This is a genomic window from Aquimarina sp. MMG016 (assembly GCF_018100805.1).
In the GTDB taxonomy this organism is placed as follows: domain Bacteria; phylum Bacteroidota; class Bacteroidia; order Flavobacteriales; family Flavobacteriaceae; genus Aquimarina.
Window position 1 is genome coordinate 546,314 of the sequence record NZ_JAGJEA010000003.1, and the last position, 24,622, is coordinate 570,935.

The 24,622-nt window shown below is 33.6% G+C and carries 26 protein-coding genes; 24 read left to right on the top strand and 2 right to left on the bottom strand.

The features are described 5' to 3' along the window. Positions 1 to 27: 27 nt before the first annotated feature. From J8M14_RS08535 to J8M14_RS08570, 8 genes are all read left to right on the top strand, one after another. Positions 28 to 1,077 (top strand): hypothetical protein, encoded by a 1,050-nt coding sequence (locus tag J8M14_RS08535; protein WP_211074169.1) that lies wholly within the window; start codon positions 28 to 30, stop codon positions 1,075 to 1,077. 24 nt (positions 1,078 to 1,101) lie between these two features. Further along, positions 1,102 to 3,066, top strand: coding sequence for an AAA family ATPase (locus J8M14_RS08540; RefSeq protein WP_211074170.1), 1,965 nt, complete (start codon positions 1,102 to 1,104; stop codon positions 3,064 to 3,066). A gap of 3 nt (positions 3,067 to 3,069) precedes the next feature. Continuing rightward, entirely contained in the window at positions 3,070 to 4,320 is a 1,251-nt protein-coding gene (locus J8M14_RS08545; RefSeq protein ID WP_211074171.1) for a DUF6638 family protein, read from the top strand. Next, positions 4,317 to 4,832: a hypothetical protein gene (locus J8M14_RS08550; RefSeq protein ID WP_211074172.1), complete on the top strand. Its 516-nt coding sequence runs from the start codon at positions 4,317 to 4,319 to the stop codon at positions 4,830 to 4,832. The genes J8M14_RS08545 and J8M14_RS08550 overlap by 4 nt, the downstream gene beginning before the upstream one ends. Before the next feature lie 11 nt (positions 4,833 to 4,843). Next, positions 4,844 to 6,544 carry a DUF4199 domain-containing protein gene (locus J8M14_RS08555; protein ID WP_211074173.1) on the top strand — a complete coding sequence of 567 codons (1,701 nt, stop codon included), beginning with the start codon at positions 4,844 to 4,846 and terminating at the stop codon, positions 6,542 to 6,544. 60 nt (positions 6,545 to 6,604) lie between these two features. Further along, the gene (locus J8M14_RS08560; RefSeq protein WP_211074174.1) at positions 6,605 to 7,603 is read left to right on the top strand and encodes a DNA adenine methylase; all 999 of its coding nucleotides are present in this window, start codon (positions 6,605 to 6,607) and stop codon (positions 7,601 to 7,603) included. Positions 7,604 to 7,607: 4 nt separating this feature from the next. Beyond that, positions 7,608 to 8,216 carry a DUF4254 domain-containing protein gene (locus J8M14_RS08565; protein WP_211074175.1) on the top strand — a complete coding sequence of 203 codons (609 nt, stop codon included), beginning with the start codon at positions 7,608 to 7,610 and terminating at the stop codon, positions 8,214 to 8,216. A 172-nt stretch (positions 8,217 to 8,388) separates the two neighbouring features. Beyond that, positions 8,389 to 9,408 carry a glycosyltransferase family 9 protein gene (locus tag J8M14_RS08570; RefSeq protein WP_247672590.1) on the top strand — a complete coding sequence of 340 codons (1,020 nt, stop codon included), beginning with the start codon at positions 8,389 to 8,391 and terminating at the stop codon, positions 9,406 to 9,408. 4 nt (positions 9,409 to 9,412) lie between these two features. Here J8M14_RS08570 and J8M14_RS08575 read toward each other — a convergent pair whose 3' ends face one another. After that, a complete protein-coding gene (locus J8M14_RS08575; RefSeq protein WP_211074176.1) occupies positions 9,413 to 10,015 on the bottom strand; it encodes a hypothetical protein in 603 nt (200 codons plus the stop codon). Between the two features lie 48 nt (positions 10,016 to 10,063). Next, complete coding sequence (locus tag J8M14_RS08580) at positions 10,064 to 11,149, bottom strand: ferredoxin--NADP reductase (RefSeq protein WP_348772833.1); 1,086 nt, start codon at positions 11,147 to 11,149, stop codon at positions 10,064 to 10,066. A 90-nt stretch (positions 11,150 to 11,239) separates the two neighbouring features. Between J8M14_RS08580 and J8M14_RS08585 the strand changes: the two genes are divergently transcribed. The 16 genes from J8M14_RS08585 to atpG all read left to right on the top strand — a co-directional run bounded on the left by J8M14_RS08585 (position 11,240) and on the right by atpG (position 24,536). Continuing rightward, on the top strand, positions 11,240 to 11,578 hold the full coding sequence (locus J8M14_RS08585; protein WP_211074177.1) for a PadR family transcriptional regulator: 339 nt from the start codon (positions 11,240 to 11,242) through the stop codon (positions 11,576 to 11,578). Then, positions 11,579 to 12,202: a hypothetical protein gene (locus tag J8M14_RS08590; protein ID WP_211074178.1), complete on the top strand. Its 624-nt coding sequence runs from the start codon at positions 11,579 to 11,581 to the stop codon at positions 12,200 to 12,202. Next, on the top strand, positions 12,199 to 12,861 hold the full coding sequence (locus tag J8M14_RS08595; RefSeq protein ID WP_211074179.1) for a hypothetical protein: 663 nt from the start codon (positions 12,199 to 12,201) through the stop codon (positions 12,859 to 12,861). The genes J8M14_RS08590 and J8M14_RS08595 overlap by 4 nt, the downstream gene beginning before the upstream one ends. Positions 12,862 to 12,970: 109 nt before the next feature. Further along, positions 12,971 to 14,446, top strand: a complete 1,476-nt coding sequence (locus J8M14_RS08600; protein WP_211074180.1) for a DUF5687 family protein — start codon at positions 12,971 to 12,973, stop codon at positions 14,444 to 14,446. A 4-nt stretch (positions 14,447 to 14,450) separates the two neighbouring features. After that, positions 14,451 to 15,146 carry an ABC transporter ATP-binding protein gene (locus J8M14_RS08605; RefSeq protein WP_211074181.1) on the top strand — a complete coding sequence of 232 codons (696 nt, stop codon included), beginning with the start codon at positions 14,451 to 14,453 and terminating at the stop codon, positions 15,144 to 15,146. Between the two features lie 230 nt (positions 15,147 to 15,376). Beyond that, entirely contained in the window at positions 15,377 to 18,001 is a 2,625-nt protein-coding gene (locus J8M14_RS08610) for a hypothetical protein (protein WP_348772834.1), read from the top strand. Positions 18,002 to 18,026: 25 nt separating this feature from the next. Beyond that, a complete protein-coding gene (locus J8M14_RS08615; RefSeq protein WP_211074183.1) occupies positions 18,027 to 18,467 on the top strand; it encodes a polymer-forming cytoskeletal protein in 441 nt (146 codons plus the stop codon). Beyond that, positions 18,418 to 18,666, top strand: a complete 249-nt coding sequence (locus tag J8M14_RS08620; protein ID WP_348772835.1) for an AtpZ/AtpI family protein — start codon at positions 18,418 to 18,420, stop codon at positions 18,664 to 18,666. Before J8M14_RS08615 ends, J8M14_RS08620 begins: the two co-directional genes overlap by 50 nt. A gap of 34 nt (positions 18,667 to 18,700) precedes the next feature. Further along, entirely contained in the window at positions 18,701 to 19,078 is a 378-nt protein-coding gene (locus tag J8M14_RS08625) for a DUF6168 family protein (RefSeq protein ID WP_211074184.1), read from the top strand. 122 nt (positions 19,079 to 19,200) lie between these two features. Next, positions 19,201 to 20,268 (top strand): F0F1 ATP synthase subunit A, encoded by a 1,068-nt coding sequence (gene atpB, locus J8M14_RS08630; protein ID WP_211074185.1) that lies wholly within the window; start codon positions 19,201 to 19,203, stop codon positions 20,266 to 20,268. 39 nt (positions 20,269 to 20,307) lie between these two features. Next, complete coding sequence (gene atpE / locus J8M14_RS08635) at positions 20,308 to 20,499, top strand: ATP synthase F0 subunit C (RefSeq protein WP_027394417.1); 192 nt, start codon at positions 20,308 to 20,310, stop codon at positions 20,497 to 20,499. 83 nt (positions 20,500 to 20,582) lie between these two features. After that, a complete protein-coding gene (locus J8M14_RS08640; protein ID WP_211074186.1) occupies positions 20,583 to 21,083 on the top strand; it encodes a F0F1 ATP synthase subunit B in 501 nt (166 codons plus the stop codon). Between the two features lie 7 nt (positions 21,084 to 21,090). After that, positions 21,091 to 21,618, top strand: coding sequence for an ATP synthase F1 subunit delta (atpH, locus tag J8M14_RS08645; RefSeq protein WP_211074187.1), 528 nt, complete (start codon positions 21,091 to 21,093; stop codon positions 21,616 to 21,618). 73 nt (positions 21,619 to 21,691) lie between these two features. Beyond that, on the top strand, positions 21,692 to 23,269 hold the full coding sequence (gene atpA, locus J8M14_RS08650) for a F0F1 ATP synthase subunit alpha (RefSeq protein ID WP_211074188.1): 1,578 nt from the start codon (positions 21,692 to 21,694) through the stop codon (positions 23,267 to 23,269). A 34-nt stretch (positions 23,270 to 23,303) separates the two neighbouring features. Beyond that, positions 23,304 to 23,645, top strand: coding sequence for a four helix bundle protein (locus J8M14_RS08655; RefSeq protein WP_211074189.1), 342 nt, complete (start codon positions 23,304 to 23,306; stop codon positions 23,643 to 23,645). Positions 23,646 to 23,675: 30 nt separating this feature from the next. After that, positions 23,676 to 24,536, top strand: coding sequence for an ATP synthase F1 subunit gamma (gene atpG, locus J8M14_RS08660; RefSeq protein WP_211074190.1), 861 nt, complete (start codon positions 23,676 to 23,678; stop codon positions 24,534 to 24,536). Positions 24,537 to 24,622: the final 86 nt, after the last annotated feature.

The following is a 24,622-nucleotide window of genomic DNA, read 5'->3' on the forward strand; positions in this document are numbered from 1 at the left end:
TTCTTTTATTTTAGAAAACCAATCAACATGCCTGTTAATCAAATAGTAACTCCATTAGATTCAGCCGTTTTAGATTCTAAGGAGCAGTATTCCTTATACTTTAAAATTGTCGACCATGCTTTAAAAGAACTGGTTAGTTCGATTAAGAAGTATTACATCTTTTCGGATCAGGAATCTGTATTTATTAAACAGTATTGTGAACTATTGATCTATTCTATTGAGGCAATGCGTATAAAATATCTATACGATAAAGAAGCGCTGCTAAAGATTGACTTAACAGAGTCCGGATTCCCTAATTATTTAGAATTAAGGTATTTGTATAATGATTTGTTGCTAAGAAATGAATATGTAGAAAAATTACCAAATATTGAGGAATTGAGAAATGATTTCCTGGATCAATTATTAAGAGATAAAAAACATATTTCTGACGAAAAGTTGCATCAAGCCTCTTCTATTATTTATTATACGACTATTGATCAAAATTATATTTTTAAGCGCTTTATTCAAGGTAAGATTATAAAGACCACGGATCACGAATCAGAATATGTAGTAAGCTGGTGTTTTTATGATATTTCTTTAAATCGCCCTTTTATATGTTTTATGTATTTCAACTATAGCGGAAAGAGGATAGAGGAATATACCAAAGAAATATATGAGGTTTTAAAGAATAATGCAGATAGGAATATGAATTTGGATGCTATGGCTTTTGGGATAGATAAAAAATTATCAAAAGTAAAGCCAAGAAAAATTCGAAGAATTGATCTTGGCCCAATACATTCAGTTTTTGCTAAGGACGAAAATGTGATTACACATGCAGTAATGACAAGTATTGTAGCAAAGGAAACAGATCTTTCATCTTTTGTATTATCCCTTAATGTAGATCAGGTACATACCAAAGGATCTTTTAAAGAAGGAAAATTTTTGTCAAGCCAGGAACTGCAAATATGGAATGCTGAAAAATCAGAAAACTATCTATTTGCATCTCATAGAACAATACAAATGTTATATGATAAATTACCAATGCTAATGGACACTTTGACTACAAAGCCGTTCGAAGTAAATGAATTAACAAACTAAACAGCCAATAGACCAACAAATACTATGGAACATAATGCTACTTTTCCCATAAAAAATTCAGAATTAGCTATTCTCAGAGAAGAAGCATCTTCATACCTAAAAGGAATACAGTGGGAGCAAGGATATAAAGCTAAAAACAGAGATAAAACTTCTGGAAAGGAAGATAATATCCTTTTGTATTTATCCAAAGCAACATCAGGAACAGATGCTACTGCTGTAGCTTCGGTTTCCAAAACTATTTTGGCACTTAAAAAGAGACTATTACCTAATTCTACAGCAATTCCTATACACTTAAACCAAACTCTTTTTTCGGTTCAGGAAGGAATAACAATTGGGATATGGTTAAAAGACAGCTATTATGATGCTTCTGGTTTATCAGTGCTGAATGAAGGTAAATCTAACCTAAGTTCAGATCAAAAACGAGAATTTGAATCTAAGCAAAACACTGCCACTGCATTTATGCTCTTTGGTTCGGCTTATTTCATTTTACATCAGCTTAAGGATTTGGCTTCAGATGATTTGAGTGTAATGAAAAATAAGTTTTCCGGCATACCAGAACTTTCACTACAATCACCGCTTAAGGGAATTTCGTGCGCGCTGTTTTATTATGAAAAATATTTAAGCCATCCTGAAATCATTACCTCAGATAAAGATGTGATTGATTTTACAGTAGTTTATTTTGAAGCACTAATTGATGAAATTGAACTTAGGAAAAATTCTTTAGATCATACAGAAGTAATAACAGATCGAACTTATAAACTCGAAGATTCTGAATTTGCAGTTTCCGGCTGGGAAAATGTATTTACTGGTGCTGCAAAAAGTGTAGAGTTTAATAAAATAAGATTCGAAGAAATTGTCGGTAACCGAGATGCAAAGCATTTTGCCAGAAGACTAACAGAGCGTATCCTTAGTTATGACTTTAATGCAAAGAAAAACCCGTTTCAGGAACTTGGTGGTTTTATGCCGGTATTTATGGGATACGGAATTCCAGGGACTGGAAAAAGTATGTTAATCGCTGCGATCGCAACGATGTTAAAGGAGAGATGCGACCATTTGGACATTCCATTCCTGTTTCACCCTATGCCAGATACATTGATTTCTACCTTTCAGGGAGGATCAGCAGAAAAAATGGTGCAATGGATGAAGCCCATGCAAGATCCTAATAAGATTATTTTTGCGCCAATTGATGATGCAGAGAATAATTTACAAGAACGAACGGCACAAGGTGTTTCTGCTGGAGTTAAAGAAGTAATAGGTGTTTTTCTAAGATATACAGAAGGTGCTTATGCTGTGAATTATGGTAACTGTTCGGTGGGACTGTTTACTAATTTGCCTGAACAATTAGATAAAGCCGTAATTTCCAGAATCCAAGGGAGATTTAAAATTGATGGAGCTAGAACGATTCCGGATTTTCTAGATCAGGATTACTTATGGTGGAACAAATTGAACAACACCTTGCCAGATTTTGTGAATATGAAAACACCGAAGTATCAGTTTTTAAGCGAACAAGGATTGGCAGCCAATATGGGAGAGATTTTAGATAAAGTAGAAAAACCAACAGAAGAACGTATTGCAGAAATATATGAAAGGGTAGAGAAAAAGCATAAAACTTCAGAACATATGTTTTTTGCTGATTTCTATAAAGAGATTCAAAAAGAATTCCCATTCTTTTCATCTAGGGATATCAGAAATATTCAAAGTGCAATTTCTTTAAGATTAACGGATTTTGATCTTCCTTCAGAATGGTTTGAGAATCCTAAACTGTACTTTCAGAAAGATTATGAAACCAAATTTAGCTCGTTACAGGGACTAATGAAGGATAATATGGGCAATCTGAACTTTTCTGATATCAGAAGACAAGAGGTGATCAGATATATCGATAATATGGCCATAATAGCTGATACAGACTTTAAACGAAAAGTAGAGCAACAAGTAACGCATATGAATATTAATCAGGAAGCCAGAAAAGTATTCGAAAACGGTAAATGATAAATGGATAAATTAAGAAAGGAAAATCTATTTGGGGCCGAATTGGTTCCTGTTAAAGGTTCTTTGGTAGAACGCTATAACCAATGTCTTAAGATGATTGGTAAGACTCCTACTGAGCTTTCTGAATTTTCTATTGATGGTATCGGGTGGAGTCCTGAAGTTGCAGAGGAGAAAAACGATGCATACTACTTAAATAATGGCGAAGCTAATCCTAATGCTATTATTATAACTCCATACCAAAAGGATAGTCCGGTATATGTACCTTTTCATAGTTTTGATAAAAATATCATGAGTTTGATATTCGAAACCTACCCAGGAATCATCAATGACATTACCAAAGATGGTGGGATTTGTGTAGATATGGATCAGTTTATCGATGCTTTTTATGAACCCTTTGATTTGTTGAAATATCAAAACATTTCCGTAGGTTTCAAACTGGTTAATGATTTGGATAAAGTTCAAAAAGAACAACTAAAACTTATCGAACATTTTAATGAAGGAAATAATCTCATTGATGAAGAAATTCATTTGCAATTATTGGCTTCTGCCAGAAAATATGGAGATTTAAGAAAACGAAAGCTTACCTTAAAGCCTCTTACCTATAAAACAGCTTCTTTTTATACCAAAGCATTTGGAGGTGTTTTTGTAATAAAAGATTATATAAAACCAATCTTAATCTTTGAATCCGAGAAATGGTACAAAGAAGCTATAGAGGATACAACACTAGATGTAATTATCTATCGAATAGATGAAAAAGATTTGGTTCAGCAGTTGATTGGACACAGGATTCTTAGATACAATTTGCTAAATATTAACCAATCAGATCGTTACAAAAGGATAAAGAATTTCATGTTTGTAGAGCAACTGGAAGATGTAGAACATGACATAAAAGAGATTTTGGACAATCAGATTCTTTTTAAGAGTTATCTTAATAAGATGGATATCGAAAAAAGAAAGATTGTAATGGGTGTAGAACTATTTAACGAAAAACAAAGAGTCAATCAACAAACAGAGATGTCAAGATACATTGACCCTAATTTTTTTAATGCATTATGCGAACCAAATATCTTATACTCTGAAGAAGAAAAAGAGCTTATCTGGAAACTGTTAACAAAAATCTCCCCAAAGGATCCTTTACACCTATATTGGTTTGATAAAGAAAAGTTCTATGTACATTATAAAACCTGGGATGAATCTTATCAAGAATGGGTGATAGAATATATTAAAATACAGCATCAAAAAATAGAATTATGACTTTAGAAATCATTGTATTTATCGGAGCTATTCTCTTGGGGATATTAATGTATTGGAGAGAATCAAGAAATAATGCGTTGTATCGCTTTTTTAATAAGTTATTAAATACCAAAAAGTTGCAAATGAAAGCTTCTGATCGTAAGGGGTTTTTATTTCAGCAAAACTTCATTTTCAGGCTGGTTTATATGACGCTGTTATGTGGATTGGTGTATGGTGGGGTGAGTGCGTTAACACCATTGAATATTTTTAGTTTTGAGCTGTTTACAGCTTCGGTTGTAGGAATGCTAGGGGGAAGTTATCTGGCATCCGCAATTCTTTTTGCTAATTCTAAAATTGAAGATAATAAGGATATCGTAGAAGAGACTATTAGTAAGGGAAAAGATTTTATTGATGATATAGTCGATAACAAACCCGAGGAGTCTTCTCGTGAAGCCCCGAAAACTGAAGAAACACCAAAAGAAGAGAAAAAAAGTGCCAGAGAACGGCTAAAAGACAAAGGGTTGTTAAAGTAATTCAGGAAGAGATGATAAAAAGAATTTGGCAAAAAGGTAGAAAGCAAAAAATAATACTAATATTCATTGGACTTACAGTGTTATTGCTTCTATTTATTCTTAGGGATGATTATCAACCAGCTTTACTATTTTTAAGGAAAAATGTTTTTGTCATTCTTCTTAGTACGATTGTTCTGTTTTTTAGTGTTTATAAATTCAGAAGAACAGAAGGAGGTGGAAAGCGAGCATTGATATTTGGGATGTTAGTTATATTTTTTGGTGGAGGATATTATGTAGGTTGGAAAGTAGGTATGTATGACTATATGCAGCAATATAATATTTTTCAAAACCTTAATCTAAAAGAAATAAATGAATTGCCTTTAACTCAAAACGAACGTATTCAGCCATATAACAATATAGTTACGATGGCCTATGAATCAATTTCAGAAACACAAGAAGTTTCTCCACCACAACTGGTAAGAGTTGATAATAGTAATCAATGGACCATGGCGGTTCAGCCAGCTAAAGAATATCGTTGGCAACGTATTAATGATAATACTGAAGAGGTTTTTAACGTTTCCAGCACCACACCTTTTCCTCGTTTTGCAGGAGAAAATAGAGTTCCTGTTACGTTTTCTATAGGAGAATCACTTGCTTTTAGCAGGAATACCTATAATGCGGTTGTACAGAAATTTAACTTGTTTCAAATGTTTACCCTGGAACCTGATCAGGTGTATTATATGAAGAATGATAATGGTAATTGGGTTCAGGTTGTAAGTTTAATTCGATGGAAAGGCTTCTTTTTTCCATACCCATCATTTGGAGGGGTTATGATTATAGAATCAGGTATGCATAATTTTAAAGATTATCTGGAACGAATCTTTTTAGGAAAAGGTACTTATGTAAGTCCCTATGAAATGAAGGATTATCCTTTTTTACAAAGACAGAATACATTGTCAGAAAAAGTGTCTAGGTTACAAGCAGAATCCCTTATGTTTTTAGGTGGTTTTACCGATCCTTTACCCTGGAATATGGAAACGGCGGTTAAGATTCCTGATTTAGAAGAAGATCAAAATCAACAACCATTTGTGACGGATTTTGATTTTACAGGAATGAATGAACAGGCTTACAATGGATTATATCATTGGTTCGGATTAGAACCGATAGGAGATGAGCGTACAAGTTTAGCGTTTAGTGTTTTTATTCCGGCAGATGGTACCGATAAGATGTGGTATTATAATCATTCAAAAAAGAAAGAAGGATTGGCTGGAGTTTCGGCGATGCCTTTGAAGGTGATGGAATCCAAAAAAGAATACGATTGGAACGTAAATACACCGGTAGAGTTCAGACCGTATATCAAGGATATTGCAGGCAGAAAAAGGATGTTTATGCTTTCTACTATTGCGGCAAAGCGAGATAAGAATAAAAAATTTGATGGTTCTGCAACACCTGATTTGGCATTGGTGGATGTAGAATATAGAGATGTGATATGGATGGATGCCAAGCATCCTTTAGGGTGGGATAAAATCATTTATGATCAATTTCACGAAGTTTGGCGTTCCTCAGAAAATATTGGGCATTTTTATCAAGATCAGATACCTGAAGATGCAGATACAAAATTAGAAACAGATAGTATTCCAGTAAATGTTCTTCCTATCGGTAAAGAAAAGGACAGTATTATCCTAGTAAAAAAAGAAGTTGATAGTATTATTCCGGATACCATATCGAATTAGTAAGATCAGAGAGATGCTATTTCAAGTTATGTTATTACATTTGAACCTGCAAAAATCTGAATGAATTACATAGGTTCAAAATATAAACTTTCAGACTTCATTAAAACCGCTGTTGAGGGTGTTGCTGGCTATAATCTCAGTGATAAGGTTTTCTGTGACCTTTTTGCTGGAACGGGGATTGTTGGTCGAACGTTTAAAACTTCAGTAAAAAAGGTAATTTCTAATGATTTAGAGTACTATAGTTATGTTTTAAACCAAAATTATATAGGAAATCATACTAAGCTCAATGCAGAAGACTATCTTTCTCAGCTAAATGAACTCAAAGGTAAGAAAGGATTTATCTATAATAATTATTGTACTGGTGGAGGATCAGAAAGACAATATTTTAGTGATGAAAATGGTTTAAAGATTGACGCCGCACGACTTCAAATCGAGGATTGGAAAACTTCTGGAGAGATTGACCAAAATACATATTATTTTCTCCTGACCTCGCTGTTAGAAAGTGCAGATAAAGTGGCTAATACGGCCTCGGTGTATGGTGCGTATCTCAAAAAACTAAAGAAAACAGCTCAGAAAACCCTGCAAATTACTCCGGCAGCATTTGAAGTGACAACCAATTCACATCGGGTATATAATGAAGACAGTAATGAGCTTATCAAAAAGATCGAAGGAGATATTTTATACTTAGACCCGCCATACAATGCACGGCAATATGGAGCCAATTATCATATGCTGAATACTATTGCAAAATATGATACCTTTGTACCTGCCGGAAAAACAGGTTTACGGCCTTATGATCGTTCTGATTATTGCAAAAAAGGAGAAGTATCTGAGGTTTTTGAAGAGCTAATCAAAAATGCTAAGTTTAAGTACATCTTTTTAAGCTATAATAATGAAGGATTAATGCCGGAAACAGAGATCCGACAAATTTTAGAACGTTATGGTAAATATGATTTGGTGACAACAGCATATCAAAGATTTAAAGCCGATAAGACCGAAAACCGAAATCATAAAGCAACAGCTACAACAGAATATTTACACATCTTAGAAAAACAATAGAACTATGTTCACTAATAAAGCAAACAAGATTTTTAAAGAAGTTATAGATAAGTATCACGAAATTGACAGTGTAGATCAACCATTTTCTAACCCTTATGATAGCAAATCAGAGGTGATAGAACATTTATTGTATCGCAAATGTTGGATCGACACCGTACAATGGCATTATGAAGATATTATTCGTGATCCGGAAATTGACCCTGTAGCGGCTTTGACTTTAAAGAGACAAATCGATGCTTCGAACCAGGATCGTACAGATATGGTAGAGTATATCGATAGCTATTTTTTAGAAAAATATAAAGATGTAACTGCTAAACCTGATGCTAGCATCAATACCGAAAGCCCTGCCTGGGGAGTAGATCGATTATCCATTCTAGCACTAAAGGTATATCACATGCACGAAGAAACTGTGCGTATTGGAGCTTCTGATGCACATAAGGCAGCTTGTCAGGCAAAGCTAGATATTTTATTAGAACAGAGAGTGGATTTATCTACAGCTATAGACACATTGCTGAGTGATATCGAAAAAGGAGACAAGTACATGAAAGTCTATAAGCAGATGAAAATGTATAATGATGATGAGTTAAACCCGGTATTACGCGGCGAAAAATAATCTATTTTAAAGTTCCTTCTCCTTGGACGACATTTTAGTAGCAATGGGCGAGATTATGTAAAGGAGTTAGGATGAGGGAATTTTCATATTCAATCATTTTTCATGATAATTACAGTTTTTGAGTAAGAATAGGTCAATATCTAAAAATAGTAAAGTTCCGTCTAGGAGGGAAATGAACGTTCTGGTTATACGCCTTTCTGCAATGGGAGATGTAGCAATGACTGTTCCCGTTCTCAGGGTTTTTAGAGCTAAGTATCCCGACATAAAACTCACTGTGCTTACACGAAAGTTCTTCGCACCTATGTTTTCTGATATTGAAAACCTCGAGGTATTTCATGCAGATGTGGATGGAAAGCATAAAGGAATTCTTGGACTTACCAGATTATCAAAAGAGCTCAAGAAATTGGGAATCGATGCAGTCGCAGATTTGCACAATGTACTTCGCTCAAATGTATTGAAGAAGTTGTTTTCCTTTAGTAGCATCAAAGTCGTTCAAATTGATAAAGGAAGAGCCGAGAAGAAAGCACTGACCAGATCTCAGAACAAGGTTTTTAAACAGCTCAAAACTACGCATCAACGTTATGTAGATGTTTTTGATAAGTTAGGATACCCAATTGATCTTGATGATCATGTTTTTCCTGAAAAACAACAACTAACACCAGAAATAGTTGCATTAACCCAAAATTCAAAAAAGAAATGGCTTGGGATTGCACCTTTTGCACAGTATGAAGGAAAAACATATCCTTTGGAACTCATGGTTGAGGTAATTGAGCGGTTGGATAAAGAAGATAAGTTCGAAATTTTCCTTTTCGGAGGAGGAAAAAGAGAAAAAGATATCCTGAATAATATCGCAAGCAAATTTAAAAATGCAATAAGCATTGTTGGCAAGTTATCTTTTGAAGACGAACTCAAATTAATAGGTAATTTGGATGCAATGTTATCTATGGATAGTGGTAATGCACACCTGGCTGCGATGTATGGAATACCAACCATTACCCTTTGGGGAGTAACACACCCATATGCGGGCTTTATGCCTTTTGACCAACCTGTCATAAATGCAATTATACCTAATTTGACAAAATATGATCAGATCCCAACTTCGATTTATGGTAATAAACTTCCACCGGGATACGAAAAAGTAATGTATACTATTGAACCAGAAATGGTGGTTGAAGCAATTAATAAATTGTAAACACCTATTTGATTTTGAGATAATAACATTGATAATGGTTGTCTTTAGCATCTCGAAATATAAATAGTATTGTACCTGAATTATGATGTGCTATTTCAGCAACTAAATTATCATTTAAATCTCTAGTTAACCTTATTTTATTGACTTCTACTCCTCCAAACAAATAAGGAACTCCGCGAATAGTGGTTTTTTTGTTTTTCAGATATAAATACCCCTCTCTAAGTTCATATCCAATAATTAGTTCTTCAAAAGGTATATGATTATTTAAGTACTCTATTTTGATATTTGTATCATTAATTACATTGATTTTAAAAGAATAGTGATCTAAATTATGCTCGGTCAAAGTATCCTTTTTAATATCTCCATCAAGAATTTGAAAAAAATTATTAAATTTTACATTATAACTATTAGCGGAAGAGTCTTTTGCTCTGGCTATAATGCTATATTCTCCATTTAATTCTTGGATATTTTTCGAGGTAATAAAAGCTGGAGTTAAAAAGGTTGGGTTTTGAAATTCATACGAAAAAGACGCACAACCGCTTAGAAATGTAATTATTAAAATGTAAATGAATAATTTATAAAACAGAATGACTTTTGTTTTCACCATCTAATAGTAAATTTGTGAAATAGAGCTCCATATTCGAAGATAAGGGGATTACACATCATCAAAATCAACCTTCACTTTAGCAGAAGTGGGATGTGCCTGACAAGCTAATACTAATCCCTCTTCGATTTCACCATCGGTTAGAATACTATTCTTCTCCATAATAGCTTCACCTTCGGTAATTTTACAGATACAAGAACTACAAACACCACCCTGACAAGAATAAGGAGCATCAATATCTTCTTCTAATGCAGCATCTAGAATCGTTTTTTTCTGATCCATAGTAAAAGTAAACTCTTCGTCATCAACTAATACTGTTATAGAAGTTTTTCCTTCTAGATTAGCATCCATTTCTACTTCTTCTGTGCTGCTGGTAAATAATTCAAAATGAATAGTGTTTTCTGCAATACCATTTTCCAATAAGGTTGCTTTAGCATCATTGATCATTTCTTCCGGACCGCAAAGGTAAAAACCGTCAAAAGAAGTATCTTTAAACTTATTCTTTACAATATAATTGACCGTAGACTTCTCAATTCTACCAAATCTAGCACCTTCTACATCGGTTCTACTATAAAACGATTCGATAAATAATCTATCAGGATGATTTGATTGAAGATTTGATAACTCATTAAGAAAAATGGTCTCCTCAGGAGTTTGATTTCCGTAGACTAAAACAAATGTACTGTTTGATTCTTCTTCCAGAACTGCTTTGATCATACTCATTACCGGAGTAATACCACTTCCTGCAGCAAATGCCGCATATGTATTATTAGAGTCCGTATTTGTATTTAATAAAAAGTTTCCTTCAGGAGGATGAACTTCTAATAGGTCTCCGGATTTTAGTTTAGTATTGGCAATAACAGAAAAAGTTCCATCTTCAACCTCTTTTACTGCAACTTTAAGTATTCCACTTTTAGGTGAGCTACAAATAGAATAGGCTCTGCGGATTTCTTTTCCTGCAACTTCAGTTTTTATGGTGATGTATTGTCCTGCTGTAAAAGCATATGTGTTTTTTAAATCCACAGGAACTTCAAATTCTATAGAAACCGCTTTTGGAGTTTCGCGGATGATGTTTTTGATTGTGAGCTTATGAAAGTCAGCCATTGCAATAATTTTTGGCAAAAATAGTAAATGCATAATGAGGGCATAGTTTTTTATGAAATTTTATATACCTAAAACTCTTATGCATAAGAGTTTTAGGTATATATTTGCTTCAAATAATTTGATATGGGCAATTCTAAATTATATAAGGGCAGTCTGAATACTATTATTCTAAAGCTTTTGGAAGAGAGTGATAAGATGTATGGTTATGAAATTACTCAAAAGGTAAAAGAAATAACTAAGGGTGAATTGAATATTACTGAGGGAGCATTATATCCAGCCTTACATAAACTAGAAGCCGAAGGTTTGTTGGATGTAGAGATGCAAAAAGTCGATAATCGATTACGCAAGTATTATAAACTAACCGAAAAAGGTACCACAGAAACTGCAAATCGATTATCAGAATTAGAAGAATACATTAGAACCATGCAAACGATTATTAACCCTAATTGGAGTATTAACTAAATGGAAAACAAATTACCTAAAGAAGACATACAGTTTATAGACACGTATTTATCAAATTCTGACATTCATTATGAAGATATCAGAATAGAGATGATAGATCATGTGGCTTCTGATATTGAACATAAAATGAATGAAGGAGATTCGAGAGGTTTCTATGAGATTTTTAAAGAGTATATGATAGAAAATAAATCTTCACTAGAGAAGCAAGGAAAACCTTTTCAGTGGAAAGTGTTTAAGAGTACTTTAAAAAAATTTGCTGCTAATCTGGTTTCGTTTAAAGTTATACTAGGTGGAATACTTTTGTTTTTGGCTCTACGTTTTTTGGATACAATGATTTATCCGTTTGATGATTTTACAGCTATGATTATTCCAATGCTAATGTTATTTGCGATTACATCAGTTCCAATTATTAGGTTGAGAGGAAAAAAATACTCTTTTATAGGAAACTTTGCTATTTTCCAATGTGTTTACTTCAATTTATGTGTTCAGTTAACTCTCATAACGGATTTTAATTCGACTTTTTTCTACGCTATACTTTTTATTTGGGCATTTTTCAGCGCAGCTAGTTTTAAGACTATGCTTGATCTTTCTTCATATTATAATAAGAATTTGCAAACAATATGAAATTAGAAAAAGATCATATCAATAAATTATACCAGATCATTAAGAGTAATGGTGTAAAATATTACGATGTTCAGACCGAATTGGTTGATCACTTTGCTACTGCATTAGAAGAGGAAAACATGTTGTCTTTCGAAGATAAAATTCAGAATATTATTCAGGATTTTGGAGGGAGACAAGGTCTTAAATCAATGGTTTGGGAGAAAAAGAAAATCCTAATTAAGAGGTTTCTGAAAATGTATTTTATGTCACTAAAAGAATATTTTTCGTTACCAAAGATTCTATTAACCTTAGCCATTTTTGTCGGTTTAGAATATTCATTTAGAACGATTGCTATGGATAGTGATATTTATTCTGCAATTGCACAATTATTAAATGTATTGGTAATTTTTCAGGGAATTTATGGTGGTAATTCTTATTTAAAAAAATTGCATAATAAGGGGTATGAGTTTTTGATGATTAAATCTCAGGATTATATCCACTTGATGTTATCAATTCCTGTTTTCTTGCTCTTTTTTATTACTATTATGTATAAAAACTTTACTAATTCTATAGTTTTTAGTTTGATTATTACAACTTCTATGATTATGCTTTTGGCATATTCGAATATCAAAAAGTATCTTATCAAAAAAGTACTTGAAGAGTATCCTTCAATAGTATAAACCTTCTAAATATTTACTTAATTATATGTTGTTTTGTAACAAAATCCACATTTTGATTACTAAATATATATGAAGCCATCTTAGCTTCTTATAAATAACATCAACAACTATGTTTAAGCATTTTATTAATTTACAGTGGAAATCCTTTTGGCGATCTGCCACATTAAGCTCCAGTCTTTGGATGAAAATTTTTATGGGATTTTGGGCATTATATCTTATTGTAGCGATGGTAGGAGGAAGTTTTGGAGCCTATTATTTTATTGAAAAAGAACTATGTCTAGACCCATTGGTAGTAGTAAATAGATTTTTAATATATTGGGTAGTTGCAGACCTTTTGTTTAGGTATGCATTACAGAAAATGCCAGTAATTAATATTAAACCATTATTGATACTTCCTTTTAACAAAAGAAAGATCGTATCCTTTGCCTTTGGTAAAACAGTCTTTTCATTTTTTAATATTATTCATGGCTTCTTTTTTATTCCTTTTTCTATATTACTCATAGTAAAAGGAGGACATTCTGCTCTGAACGTGTTATTATGGAATATAGGGTTGATCGCATTGATTTATGCAAATAACTTTTTGAATATTCTATTAAATAAAAAAGATAACCTGATCTTTTTGGTTGGAGGGATTTTAGCAATTTTTGGAGGTTTACAGTACTTTGGATATTTTGATATTACCAAGTATACCGCTCCTTTTTTCCAAGGGTTATTCGATACTTCGTATATGGTAGTATTTCCAATAATAGTATTGATTATTTTAGTTATAATTTCTTTTAGATCTTTTATAAAGGATTTATATCTGGATGCAGGCTTGGCTTCTAAAGCACAAAGTGTAAAAACCGAAAACCTGGAATGGTTAGATCGATTTGGCAAAACCGCTACTTTTCTTAAGAATGATATAAAACTTATCAAAAGAAATAAACGTGCAAGATCTACTGTTTTGGTGAGTATTATGTTCCTGTTTTATGGATTACTGTTTTTTACTGGAGCAATAGAAACATATGACGGTCCGGTTTGGAGAATTTTTGCCGCAATTTTTGTGACAGGAGGTTTTTTACTAAGCTTCGGGCAGTTTGTACCTAGTTGGGATAGTTCATATTATCCATTAATGATGAGTCAGAATATTAGATATAAAGAATATTTATCATCAAAATGGTGGTTGATGGTGATCGCTACTTTAATCTCTACGGTATTAGCTTCAGGATATCTGTATTTTGGGTGGGATGTATATTTAGCAATTGTTGTTGCAGCAATTTATAATATTGGAGTGAACTCACATATTGTACTTTGGGCAGGTGCCTATGTAAAAACGCCGATTGACTTAACAAGTAATAAAAAGGCTTTTGGGGATAAGCAAGCTTTTAATACGAAGACGTTATTGTTGTCTTTACCAAAAATGGTACTACCCTTAGTTTTATATGCTATAGGACATTATGCGTATAGCCCTTATGCAGGATATGCCTTGGTTGCAGTTGCAGGGGTAGCAGGATTTGCATTTAAGGATAAAGTTTTTGATAAAATAGAAAGTATATATAGAACAGAAAAATATAAGACCCTTTGGGCATACAAACAAAAAAAGTAAAAAGATGATAGCAGTACATAATCTTACAAAAACATACTCAGGGAATACGGTTCTTAATATTGATAACCTAGAAATTCATAAAGGAAACAGTTTTGGATTGGTGGGTAACAACGGAGCAGGAAAAACAACACTTTTTAGTTCTATTTTAGACTTAATAAAACCTACAACAGGACATATAGAAAATAAAGGAATTAAGGTTAATGAAAGTGAAGATTGGAAGACCATTACTTCAGCTTTTATAGATGAGACTTTCTTAATCGGTTACCTGACTGCTGAGGAATATTTTTATTTCATAGGAGAACTTAGAGGCCAGAACAAAGCTGATGTAGACGCATTACTTTCTGGATTTGAGGATTTCTTTCACGGTGAAATTCTTGGTCAGAAAAAGTATTTAAGAGATCTTTCTAAAGGAAACCAGAAAAAAGCAGGTATCGTTGCTGCATTAATCGGTAAACCCGAAGTAATAGTTCTGGATGAGCCTTTTGCGAATTTGGATCCTACAACTCAAATTCGTTTAAAGAAAATTATCAAAGATCTGGCAGCTGATCCTGAAGTTACAGTTTTAGTTTCTAGTCATGATTTAATGCATGTTACAGAAGTTTGTGAGCGTATTGTAGTACTGGATAAAGGCGAAGTAGTAAAGGACATAGCAACATCAGAGGCTACGCTAAAAGAACTCGAAGAACATTTCAATAAATAATAAATAAAGAAGTTTGGGAATTTGACAAAACATCACTGTATTCATACTGTGGTGTTTTTTTATATAATGGGGTTTAGAACTCAAACCGCTAAACCTGAAGCAGAAAATCCTGCTAATCATCCGTTTTTTTAAGAAAGAAATGTATTTTTACCATTCACAGATTATTTTTGCACACGTTAGATGTACTAAAACTTAAGTTTTGTAGTTATCTGATGTATAAATTTAGAGGTTTGAATAAATATTCGTCGCCAATCATTATCGTTCTTCTTGTGGCTCTTTTAGGGTCTGGTTGTTCACGAAAGAAAGACAAGTTCTTGAATCGTACGTGGCATGATATGACTACCAAGAACAATACCTTATATAATGGAAGGAATGCATATGCAGATGGTCAGGAAGAACTTATTCAGACCTATCGTGATAATTTTTGGGAGCTACTTCCGGTAGAGCGCATGATTACGATCGAAGATGTTCGGCTTCCAAATGAGGTACTGAATCAAAATTTTGATAGAGCTGAAGAAAAAGCTATAAAAGCGATTCAGAAACATAGCATGCTGATCGATGGAAAAGAGCGAAACCCTAAAATCGATGAAGCTTTTTTGTTATTGGGTAAAGCTAGATATTTCGAACAACGTTTCATTCCTGCTTTAGAAGCTTTTAATTATATATTGTATAAATATCCCACAAGTAATACTATCAATCACGCCAAGGTATGGAAAGCCAAGGCTAATCTTCGACTCGATAATAACGAGAAAGCTATCAAGGATCTGATGAGGATGATTGAGCAGGAGTATATGAAGCCTCAGGATTATGCTGATGCGACATCGATGCTAGCCCAAGCTTACATCAATTTGGAACAAAAAGACTCTGCGGTCACTTATATTAATAAATCAGCAACTCATACCACAAAACCCGAAGAAAAAGGGCGTTACCTTTTTATAAAAGGTCAACTACTTAATCAATTAGGCTATAAGGATAGTGCAAACTATGCTTTTGATAGAATTATTGAATTGAATCGGAGAACGCCAAGACGTTATCTGATTAATGCGCAGATGGCCAAAGCACGTAACTTTAATTATGAATCAGGAAATAAGGAAGAATTTTTTGAATTACTGACAGACCTCGAGGAAAATCGAGAAAACAGACCGTTTCTTGATATCATATATCATCAAAAAGCTCAATATTTTAAGTTTACCGATTCGCTGGAAGGAGCAACTGAATATTATAATAAGTCCCTTAGAACGGCTTCACAAGACAAGTATTTGGAGTCCTTAAATTATATCACTTTAGGTAATTTTAATTTTGATGCTAAAGAATATGCTATTGCTGGTGCATATTATGATAGTACGCTGCAAAGAATGGTTGTAGATTCCAAAAGATATCGTGTACTTAAGAAAAAACGCGATAATCTAGATGATGTTATTTTATATGATGGTATAGCTAGAAAAAATGATAGCATCTTTGATGCGGTAAAGATGTCACCAGAAGAAAGGCTAGCATACTATGCTGAATATGCAGAAGGACTAAAAGCTAAAGCAATAGCAGCTGAGGAAGCGGCTGAGGTAGAACGTATTAAACAAGGTTTGCCTGTAGAGCAACGATTTAAAAACTCTGGAGCGGCTATTAAAGAACGTGTAGAAAAGAAAACAGTAGAAGTGTTTTATTTTTATAACCAAACCACAGTTGCTTTCGGAAAAACTACTTTTAAAAGAACATACGGTAATCGAGAACTAAAAGATAATTGGAGGGTTTCTAGTATTTCGGATCCGAATACTGTAGCCAAAGAAGAGGAATCAGAAGAGGAAGAAGAATATTCTATTGATACCGACCCTACTTTTGACCCGCAAACATATATAGCTCAATTGCCAACTGATCAAGCCGTAATTGATAGTTTGCATACAGAACGTAATTTTGCCTATTACCAATTAGGAGTTATTTACAAAGAAAAATTTCAGGAGTATGATCTATCAATTGATAAGTTTGAAAATTTATTACAAAGCAACCCTGAAGAGCGCTTAATTATCCCTTCTAAATATAACTTATATAAGATATATGTTGCTAAAGGAGATGATACAAAGGCGAATGCTATGATGCAGGATATAATTAATAATCATGGGGATTCTCGTTATGCTAAAATTCTACAGAACCCGGACGAAGCATTGCAAGATGATAAAGACAGCCCTAAATATAGATACAATAAGCTTTATAAAGATTTCCAGAATCAGAAATATGCTTCGGTCATTAAAGAAAGTGATGAGTTGATTACTAAGTTTGGTGGCGATGATGAATTTTTGCCTAAATTCGAATTGTTAAAGGCACAAGCTGTTGGACGTTATAAAGGTTTTGAAGCTTATAAAGAGGCATTAAATTATGTTTCACTTAATTATCCGCAAAGTCCGGAAGGTAAAAAAGCGCAACTGATCTATCAAGTTTCTATTCCTCAGATACAAAATAGCACATTTGTTCAGAATATAGACGAAGATCAAAATCATAAGTTAATCTATGTGTTTTCTACTTTAGGAAACAATCAAGCCTTAGGTTTAAGAGAGCATATAGAGAATGTCATTAAGGAGCTTAAGTATGATAAAATGAAGGTCTCACTTGATGTGTATTCTAAAGACCAGCAGTTTGTAGTAGTCCATACCAAAAGAGATAAGCTTAGAGCAGAAGGTTTAGGTGAGTTGTTAGCGCTAGGTAAAACCGAAGATACAAGAGGTGTTGACCTTACTAAATGGAATAGAAAGAAGAAGTACTACCGCAGTGTAGATAAAGAATATTTTATAGTAAATTCTCCAAATTACAGGATTATTCAGATTCATAAAAATTTGGAAGAATATTTAAGACCAGAATCAGAATAATAAATTTTTTAATTCCCCCGAGTATATGTTTTCAGATAATAAGAAAGGAAGAGACCAAGGTGCAACTGATTTTTCAAGAAATCAAAACAAAATTTCTGAAGGAACTAAGATTGTAGGAGACATTGTTTCTGAAGGAGGTTTCAGGGTAGAAGGGACCATAGAAGGTACATTTAAAACAACCGGAAAAGTAGTTGTAGGTAAGTCAGGTTTTATCAAAGGAACCCTGGAGTGTTCTGACGCAGATTTTGAAGGAAAATTCTCTGGTACACTGATCATAACAGGCACTTTGTCATTAAAACCTACTGCTCATATCGAAGGAGAAGTTACCGTAGGTAAACTTGCAGTAGAGCCAGGAGCAAACTTTAATGCATCTTGTTCTATGAAAGGAAGTGTAAAATCCTTAGGAGGTAAGCCAAGTGAGCAAAAACAACAAGGACAAGGACAAAAACAGGGGCAACCGGCTTAGTAGATATGTAGCCTTGACAGGAATAGCTTTCCAGATGGGAGCTACTATCTTCTTGTGCGCATATGTGGGCAAAAAACTTGACGCTTATTATGAACTAGAAAAACAGTGGTTCACAATGGGTTTTGTGATTTTTGGGGTTGCAGCTTCACTATATTTAGTTCTCAAACAATTAGACAGAATTAATAGATCCAATAAATGATCTCTTAATTTATATATGCTACACAGATTTTTTAATGTTTAAAAGTTTACTCCAGTTTTTACTACTATTTGCTGTAGTTGTTGTTATAGGTTACTTCCTGCAAATGCAGATTATAACATACTACAATCTCAATCGTGATATAGATCTGATTAAAGTATCCTATATGTTTAATGGGGTGTTTACGATCATTCTTACTTCAGGAATAATTCTGCTTAGTAATAGATTCAAAGACCAGTTAGGTTTTATTTTTTTGGGAGCTAGTTTCGCCAAGATTGGAATCTTTATGGCGATAATTAAACTTATCGGAATGGAAATTAACAAAAGTGTCTTTCCGGATTTTTTCATTCCTTATGTAATCTGTTTAGTAGCTGAAGTCTACTATATTTCTAAAATTCTGAACAATATTAAATAACTGATTTTCAGTATATTGTTTTTTGTAAAATTATCTCAAACTTATTTAACTAAAATAGTTTAAGAATCTAACTTAATTATGTACATTTGCACCGAAATTTAGGAACCGAAATTTTACGCGTAATGCAAAAATGTACTGTAGTTAAAATTTTATTGATTTTTACATTGGTTTTTACCACTTCAAACCTGTTCGCAAAAGAATCAGGAAAAGAAGAAAAAGGAGGCTTAAAAACTGAAATCAAAGAGTTTATTGATCATCACCTTCAAGATTCACACGATTTTACATTATTTTCTGATAAGGAATCCGGAAAACATTACGGATTTCCGTTGCCTGTCATTCTTTGGGATGAAGGATTAAAGTTTTTTTCTTCATCTAAATTTCATCACGGTGAAACAGTTGCTGAAGTAGATGGAAATTATTACAAATTATACCATAGCAAGATTTATAAGACTGATGCCGAAGGGACTATTACTTATGACGAAGAGCATCACGCAACTAATGCAAAACCACTTGATTTTTCTATAACAAAAAATGTAGTAAGTATGGTTTTAATAGGCTTACTGATGTTTTTTATGTTTAGAGGTTTGGCCAAGTCTTATAAAAAGAACAACGGCATCCCTACAGGAGTTGGTCGTTTCCTAGAACCTTTGGTTCTTTTTGTCAGAGACGAAATTGCTATCCCAAACATTGGAGAAAAGAAGTATAAAAAGTATATGAGTTTTTTATTGACTATCTTTTTCTTTATTTGGTTTTTAAATCTTTTAGGAATGACACCTCTGGCCGTTAATGTCACAGGAAATATAGCAGTAACATTTGCTTTGGCGCTGCTTACTTTCTTAATTACTAATTTGACAGCCAACAAAAATTATTGGGGTCATATCTTTTGGATGCCAGGAGTACCAACATTTATGAAAGTGGTTTTAGCACCTATAGAATTATTAGGGGTGTTTATCAAGCCATTTTCATTAATGATTCGTTTATATGCAAACATGACCGCAGGTCACGTTGTATTAATGAGCATTGTTGGGATGATGTTCTTATTTAAGAGCTGGATTGGTAGTCCGTTATCATTTGGTTTAGCATTTGCACTATCATTATTAGAATTATTGGTAGCTGCTTTACAAGCATATATATTTACGATGTTGTCTGCACTATACTTTGGTATGGCTAATGAAGAGGCGCATCATTAACGATAATTTATAATTGTTTAATTTTTTTAATTCTTTACTATGGAAGGTTTAAATTATGTAGGAGCTGGTTTGATTGTTATCGGTGCTGGTTTAGGTATTGGTAGAATCGGTGGTCAGGCAATGGAAGCTATTGCTCGTCAGCCAGAAGCTTCAGGAAAAATCCAAACTGCTATGCTTATTGCAGCAGCACTTATTGAAGGTATTGGATTTGCTGCCTTATTCGCAGCTTAATTTATAGGTAATAGCTGTAACGGTTGGTTGCAGCTATTACTAAGATTTAGAATTAGACAAAAAAGAAAATAACATAATTAGTTATGGATAAGTTAATAAATGATTTTTCATTCGGTTTGTTTTTCTGGCAGATACTTTTATTTGTTGGATTGCTATTGGTATTAAGAAAATTTGCTTGGAAACCTATTTTGGATTCAGTTAATAATCGTGAAGAAGGAATTAAAAATGCATTAGAGTCTGCAGAAGCTGCTAGAAAAGAAATGCAAAACCTTCAGGCTGATAATGAGCGTATCCTTAATGAAGCTCGTGCAGAACGTGATGGAATGCTTAAAGAAGCAAGACAGCTTAAAGAAAATATGATTGCTGATGCTAAAGCAGAAGCTCAGACAGAAGCTGATAAAATTGTTGCACAAGCACAAGCAACTATTGCTAGTGAGAAAAAAGCTGCAATTGCTGACCTTAAGAATCAGGTGGCTGGACTTTCTGTAGAAATCGCAGAAAAAGTAGTAAGAAAAGAATTAGCTGACAAAGACAAACAACTAGAGTTAGTAGAGTCTATGTTAGGAGATGTTACTTTAAACTAATCGTATAATGAGTAGAGCAGCAATACGTTATGCTAAAGCTGTTTTGAGTTTAGCTCAAGACAAAAAAGCCACTGAAGATGTTCAGAAGGATATGCAAAGTATTATCACTACAGTAAGTGATAGCGCAGAGCTCAAAATGGTTTTAAATAGTCCTTTGATCAAAAGTGAGGTGAAACTTGCATCATTAAAGGAAATCTTTAAAAATACTGGAGAAATAACTCAAAAAGTTTTCGATGTATTGATTGAAAATAAAAGAGTGAATTTATTAGCTGATGTAGCAAAGCAATACATTGTTTTATTTGATCAGTTAAATAATACTCAGGTTGCAAAAGTTACTACTGCAGTGCCCCTAGACAAAGCAATGAGTACAAAGGTACTGGCTAAGGTAAAGGAGCTAACAGGTAATGAGGCGACTATAGAAAATGAAGTTGATGAAAGTATTATCGGTGGATTTATTCTTAGAGTAGGAGATTTGCAGTATAATGCTAGTATAGCAAATAAGCTGACAAGTTTAAAAAGAGAATTAAGTAATTAAGAATTACATTTTAAAATAAAAATTTAATAATAAGGGAATGAGTTAAATTCTCATTCTTCTAAACTATTATAAAATGGCAGAAGTGAATCCTGCTGAAGTATCAGCAATATTAAAACAACAATTATCTGGATTTGAAGCATCAGCTTCATTGGAGGAAGTAGGAACAGTATTACAAGTAGGTGATGGTATCGCACGTGTATACGGATTGTCTAATGCTCAATATGGAGAATTAGTACAGTTTGATTCAGGTCTTGAAGGTATCGTTCTTAACTTAGAAGAGGATAATGTTGGGGTAGTACTTTTAGGTTCTTCAACAGAAGTAAAAGAAGGTGCAACAGTAAAGCGTACACAGCGTATCGCATCTATCAATGTTGGAGAAGGTATCGTAGGTCGTGTTGTTGACACACTGGGTAACCCTATCGATGGTAAAGGTGCAATTGAAGGTGAAACTTTCGAAATGCCATTAGAGCGTAAAGCTCCTGGAGTAGTTTTCCGTCAGCCAGTAAATGAGCCACTACAAACAGGTATCAAGTCTATTGATGCTATGGTACCGATTGGTAGAGGGCAACGTGAACTTGTAATTGGTGACCGTCAAACAGGTAAGACTACGGTATGTATTGATACCATTCTTAATCAAAAAGAATTTTATGATGCTGGTGAGCCGGTATACTGTATTTATGTAGCTATCGGTCAGAAAGCTTCTACAGTAGCGAATATTGCTAAGGTATTAGAAGATAAAGGTGCATTGGCGTATACAACTATTGTTGCAGCTAACGCGTCTGATCCTGCACCGATGCAGGTATATGCTCCGTTTGCAGGTGCTGCAATTGGTGAGTATTTCCGTGATACAGGTCGTCCTGCTTTAATCATCTATGATGATTTATCTAAGCAAGCGGTTGCATATCGTGAGGTATCATTATTATTACGTCGTCCACCGGGTCGTGAGGCATATCCTGGAGATGTATTCTATCTTCACTCTAGATTATTAGAGCGTGCTGCAAAAGTAATTGCTGATGATACTATTGCTAAAGACATGAATGATCTTCCTGATTCTTTAAAAGATAAAGTAAAAGGAGGAGGTTCTTTAACCGCTCTTCCTATTATAGAAACACAAGCAGGTGATGTATCAGCATATATCCCAACCAACGTAATCTCGATTACTGATGGTCAGATATTTTTAACTTCTGATTTATTTAACTCTGGTGTACGTCCGGCAATTAACGTGGGTATCTCTGTGTCTCGTGTTGGTGGATCGGCACAGATTAAATCGATGAAGAAAGTAGCAGGTACTTTAAAACTTGACCAGGCGCAGTTCCGTGAATTAGAAGCGTTTGCTAAGTTTGGATCTGATCTTGATGCTGCAACCTTAAATGTAATCGAAAAAGGTAAGCGTAACGTAGAAATCTTAAAACAAGCTCAGAATGATCCTTATACAGTAGAAGATCAGATTGCAATAATCTATGCTGGATCTAAGAACTTGTTAAGAGACGTACCAGTAAATAAAGTAAAGGAATTCGAAAGCGATTTTATAGAATATCTTAATGCTAAACATAGAGATGCACTAGATACTCTTAAGGCAGGAAAACTAACTGACGAGGTTACAGATGTATTAATGTCTGCTTGTAAGGAGATTTCTGCAAAATACAAATAATTCAGAATTCTAAATTTAGAATTCTGAATAGGAGATGGCTTACAAAAAAAGGAATAATGCAATCGTAGATAAAAGTTTTTATTTTAGTTGTGATATTGTAAATTTTTGTAAAGAATTAAAGAAAAAGCATGAATATGAAATTGCTAGTCAACTTATAAAAAGTGGTACTAGTATAGGTGCAAATGTAAGAGAATCGCAAAGAGGAGTAAGCACCAAAGATTTCAAAAATAAATTAGGGATTGCTTTAAAAGAAGCTGATGAAACATCTTTTTGGCTTGATGTAATTGAGGAAACTACGATGGAGATTCCAAATGAGTTAACTGAAAGATGTGATGAGCTAATTAGGTTATTGGTTAGTATAATTAAAAATTCATAATTCTGAATTCAGAATTCATAATTATAAAAAATGGCAAATTTAAAAGAATTACGTAGTAGAATTACCTCTGTATCCTCAACAATGCAAATTACCAGTGCTATGAAAATGGTATCTGCTGCAAAGTTGAATAAAGCACAGATGGCTATTACTGCAATGCGTCCATATGCCGATAAACTTACAGAGCTTTTACAAAGCCTGAGCGCTTCGCTTGAAGGTGATAGTGCAAGTGTTTATTCTGAGCAACGTGAGGTTAATAAGGTACTAGTAGTATCTATAGCATCTAATCGTGGATTAGCAGGAGCGTTTAATTCTAATATCATTAAAGCTTCAAGAGAGTTATATGAAAATGTATACTCAGGAAAGCAAGTTGATTTTGTTACTATTGGTAAAAAGGTTAATGATATCATTTCAAAAACACATACTGTTGTCGCTAACAAGAGTGACTTGTTTGATGATTTAACTTTTGCTAATGTAGCAGCAATTGCTGAAGAATTGATGGAATTATTTACTAATGGTTCTTATGATAGAATTGTAGTAGTATACAATAAATTTAAGAATGCTGCTACGCAAGATGTCACTACTGAACAGTTCTTACCAATTGTTCCTACTGAAGGAGATACTAATGTGAATTTAGATTACATTTTCGAACCTTCTAAGGAGGAAATAGTAGAGCAGTTGATTCCTAAATCATTAAAGACTCAATTGTATAAAGCTGTGAGAGATTCATTTGCGTCAGAGCATGGTGCTCGTATGACTGCAATGCATAAAGCGACCGATAATGCTACAGAACTTAGAGATTCGCTTAAGCTATCATATAACAAAGCAAGACAAGCTGCTATTACTAACGAAATTCTTGAAATCGTTGGTGGGGCAGAAGCTTTGAATAATTAAAAAGATATATCATTTCGACGAAGGTTGGAATATATTATCATAAAACAGTTAAAAACCTCATAAGAAAACTTATGAGGTTTTTTAGT

Excerpts from the sequence above, each read along its gene's own strand:
- J8M14_RS08535 (WP_211074169.1), top strand. The coding sequence starts at position 28 with ATGCCTGTTAATCAAATAGTAACTCCATTAGATTCAGCCGTTTTAGAT.
- J8M14_RS08540 (WP_211074170.1), top strand. The coding sequence starts at position 1,102 with ATGGAACATAATGCTACTTTTCCCATAAAAAATTCAGAATTAGCTATT.
- J8M14_RS08545 (WP_211074171.1), top strand. The coding sequence starts at position 3,070 with ATGGATAAATTAAGAAAGGAAAATCTATTTGGGGCCGAATTGGTTCCT.
- J8M14_RS08550 (WP_211074172.1), top strand. The coding sequence starts at position 4,317 with ATGACTTTAGAAATCATTGTATTTATCGGAGCTATTCTCTTGGGGATA.
- J8M14_RS08555 (WP_211074173.1), top strand. The coding sequence starts at position 4,844 with ATGATAAAAAGAATTTGGCAAAAAGGTAGAAAGCAAAAAATAATACTA.
- J8M14_RS08560 (WP_211074174.1), top strand. The coding sequence starts at position 6,605 with ATGAATTACATAGGTTCAAAATATAAACTTTCAGACTTCATTAAAACC.
- J8M14_RS08565 (WP_211074175.1), top strand. The coding sequence starts at position 7,608 with ATGTTCACTAATAAAGCAAACAAGATTTTTAAAGAAGTTATAGATAAG.
- J8M14_RS08570 (WP_247672590.1), top strand. The coding sequence starts at position 8,389 with ATGAACGTTCTGGTTATACGCCTTTCTGCAATGGGAGATGTAGCAATG.
- J8M14_RS08575 (WP_211074176.1), bottom strand. The coding sequence starts at position 10,015 with ATGGTGAAAACAAAAGTCATTCTGTTTTATAAATTATTCATTTACATT.
- J8M14_RS08580 (WP_348772833.1), bottom strand. The coding sequence starts at position 11,149 with ATGCATTTACTATTTTTGCCAAAAATTATTGCAATGGCTGACTTTCAT.
- J8M14_RS08585 (WP_211074177.1), top strand. The coding sequence starts at position 11,240 with ATGGGCAATTCTAAATTATATAAGGGCAGTCTGAATACTATTATTCTA.
- J8M14_RS08590 (WP_211074178.1), top strand. The coding sequence starts at position 11,579 with ATGGAAAACAAATTACCTAAAGAAGACATACAGTTTATAGACACGTAT.
- J8M14_RS08595 (WP_211074179.1), top strand. The coding sequence starts at position 12,199 with ATGAAATTAGAAAAAGATCATATCAATAAATTATACCAGATCATTAAG.
- J8M14_RS08600 (WP_211074180.1), top strand. The coding sequence starts at position 12,971 with ATGTTTAAGCATTTTATTAATTTACAGTGGAAATCCTTTTGGCGATCT.
- J8M14_RS08605 (WP_211074181.1), top strand. The coding sequence starts at position 14,451 with ATGATAGCAGTACATAATCTTACAAAAACATACTCAGGGAATACGGTT.
- J8M14_RS08615 (WP_211074183.1), top strand. The coding sequence starts at position 18,027 with ATGTTTTCAGATAATAAGAAAGGAAGAGACCAAGGTGCAACTGATTTT.
- J8M14_RS08625 (WP_211074184.1), top strand. The coding sequence starts at position 18,701 with ATGTTTAAAAGTTTACTCCAGTTTTTACTACTATTTGCTGTAGTTGTT.
- atpB (WP_211074185.1), top strand. The coding sequence starts at position 19,201 with ATGCAAAAATGTACTGTAGTTAAAATTTTATTGATTTTTACATTGGTT.
- atpE (WP_027394417.1), top strand. The coding sequence starts at position 20,308 with ATGGAAGGTTTAAATTATGTAGGAGCTGGTTTGATTGTTATCGGTGCT.
- J8M14_RS08640 (WP_211074186.1), top strand. The coding sequence starts at position 20,583 with ATGGATAAGTTAATAAATGATTTTTCATTCGGTTTGTTTTTCTGGCAG.
- atpH (WP_211074187.1), top strand. The coding sequence starts at position 21,091 with ATGAGTAGAGCAGCAATACGTTATGCTAAAGCTGTTTTGAGTTTAGCT.
- atpA (WP_211074188.1), top strand. The coding sequence starts at position 21,692 with ATGGCAGAAGTGAATCCTGCTGAAGTATCAGCAATATTAAAACAACAA.
- J8M14_RS08655 (WP_211074189.1), top strand. The coding sequence starts at position 23,304 with ATGGCTTACAAAAAAAGGAATAATGCAATCGTAGATAAAAGTTTTTAT.
- atpG (WP_211074190.1), top strand. The coding sequence starts at position 23,676 with ATGGCAAATTTAAAAGAATTACGTAGTAGAATTACCTCTGTATCCTCA.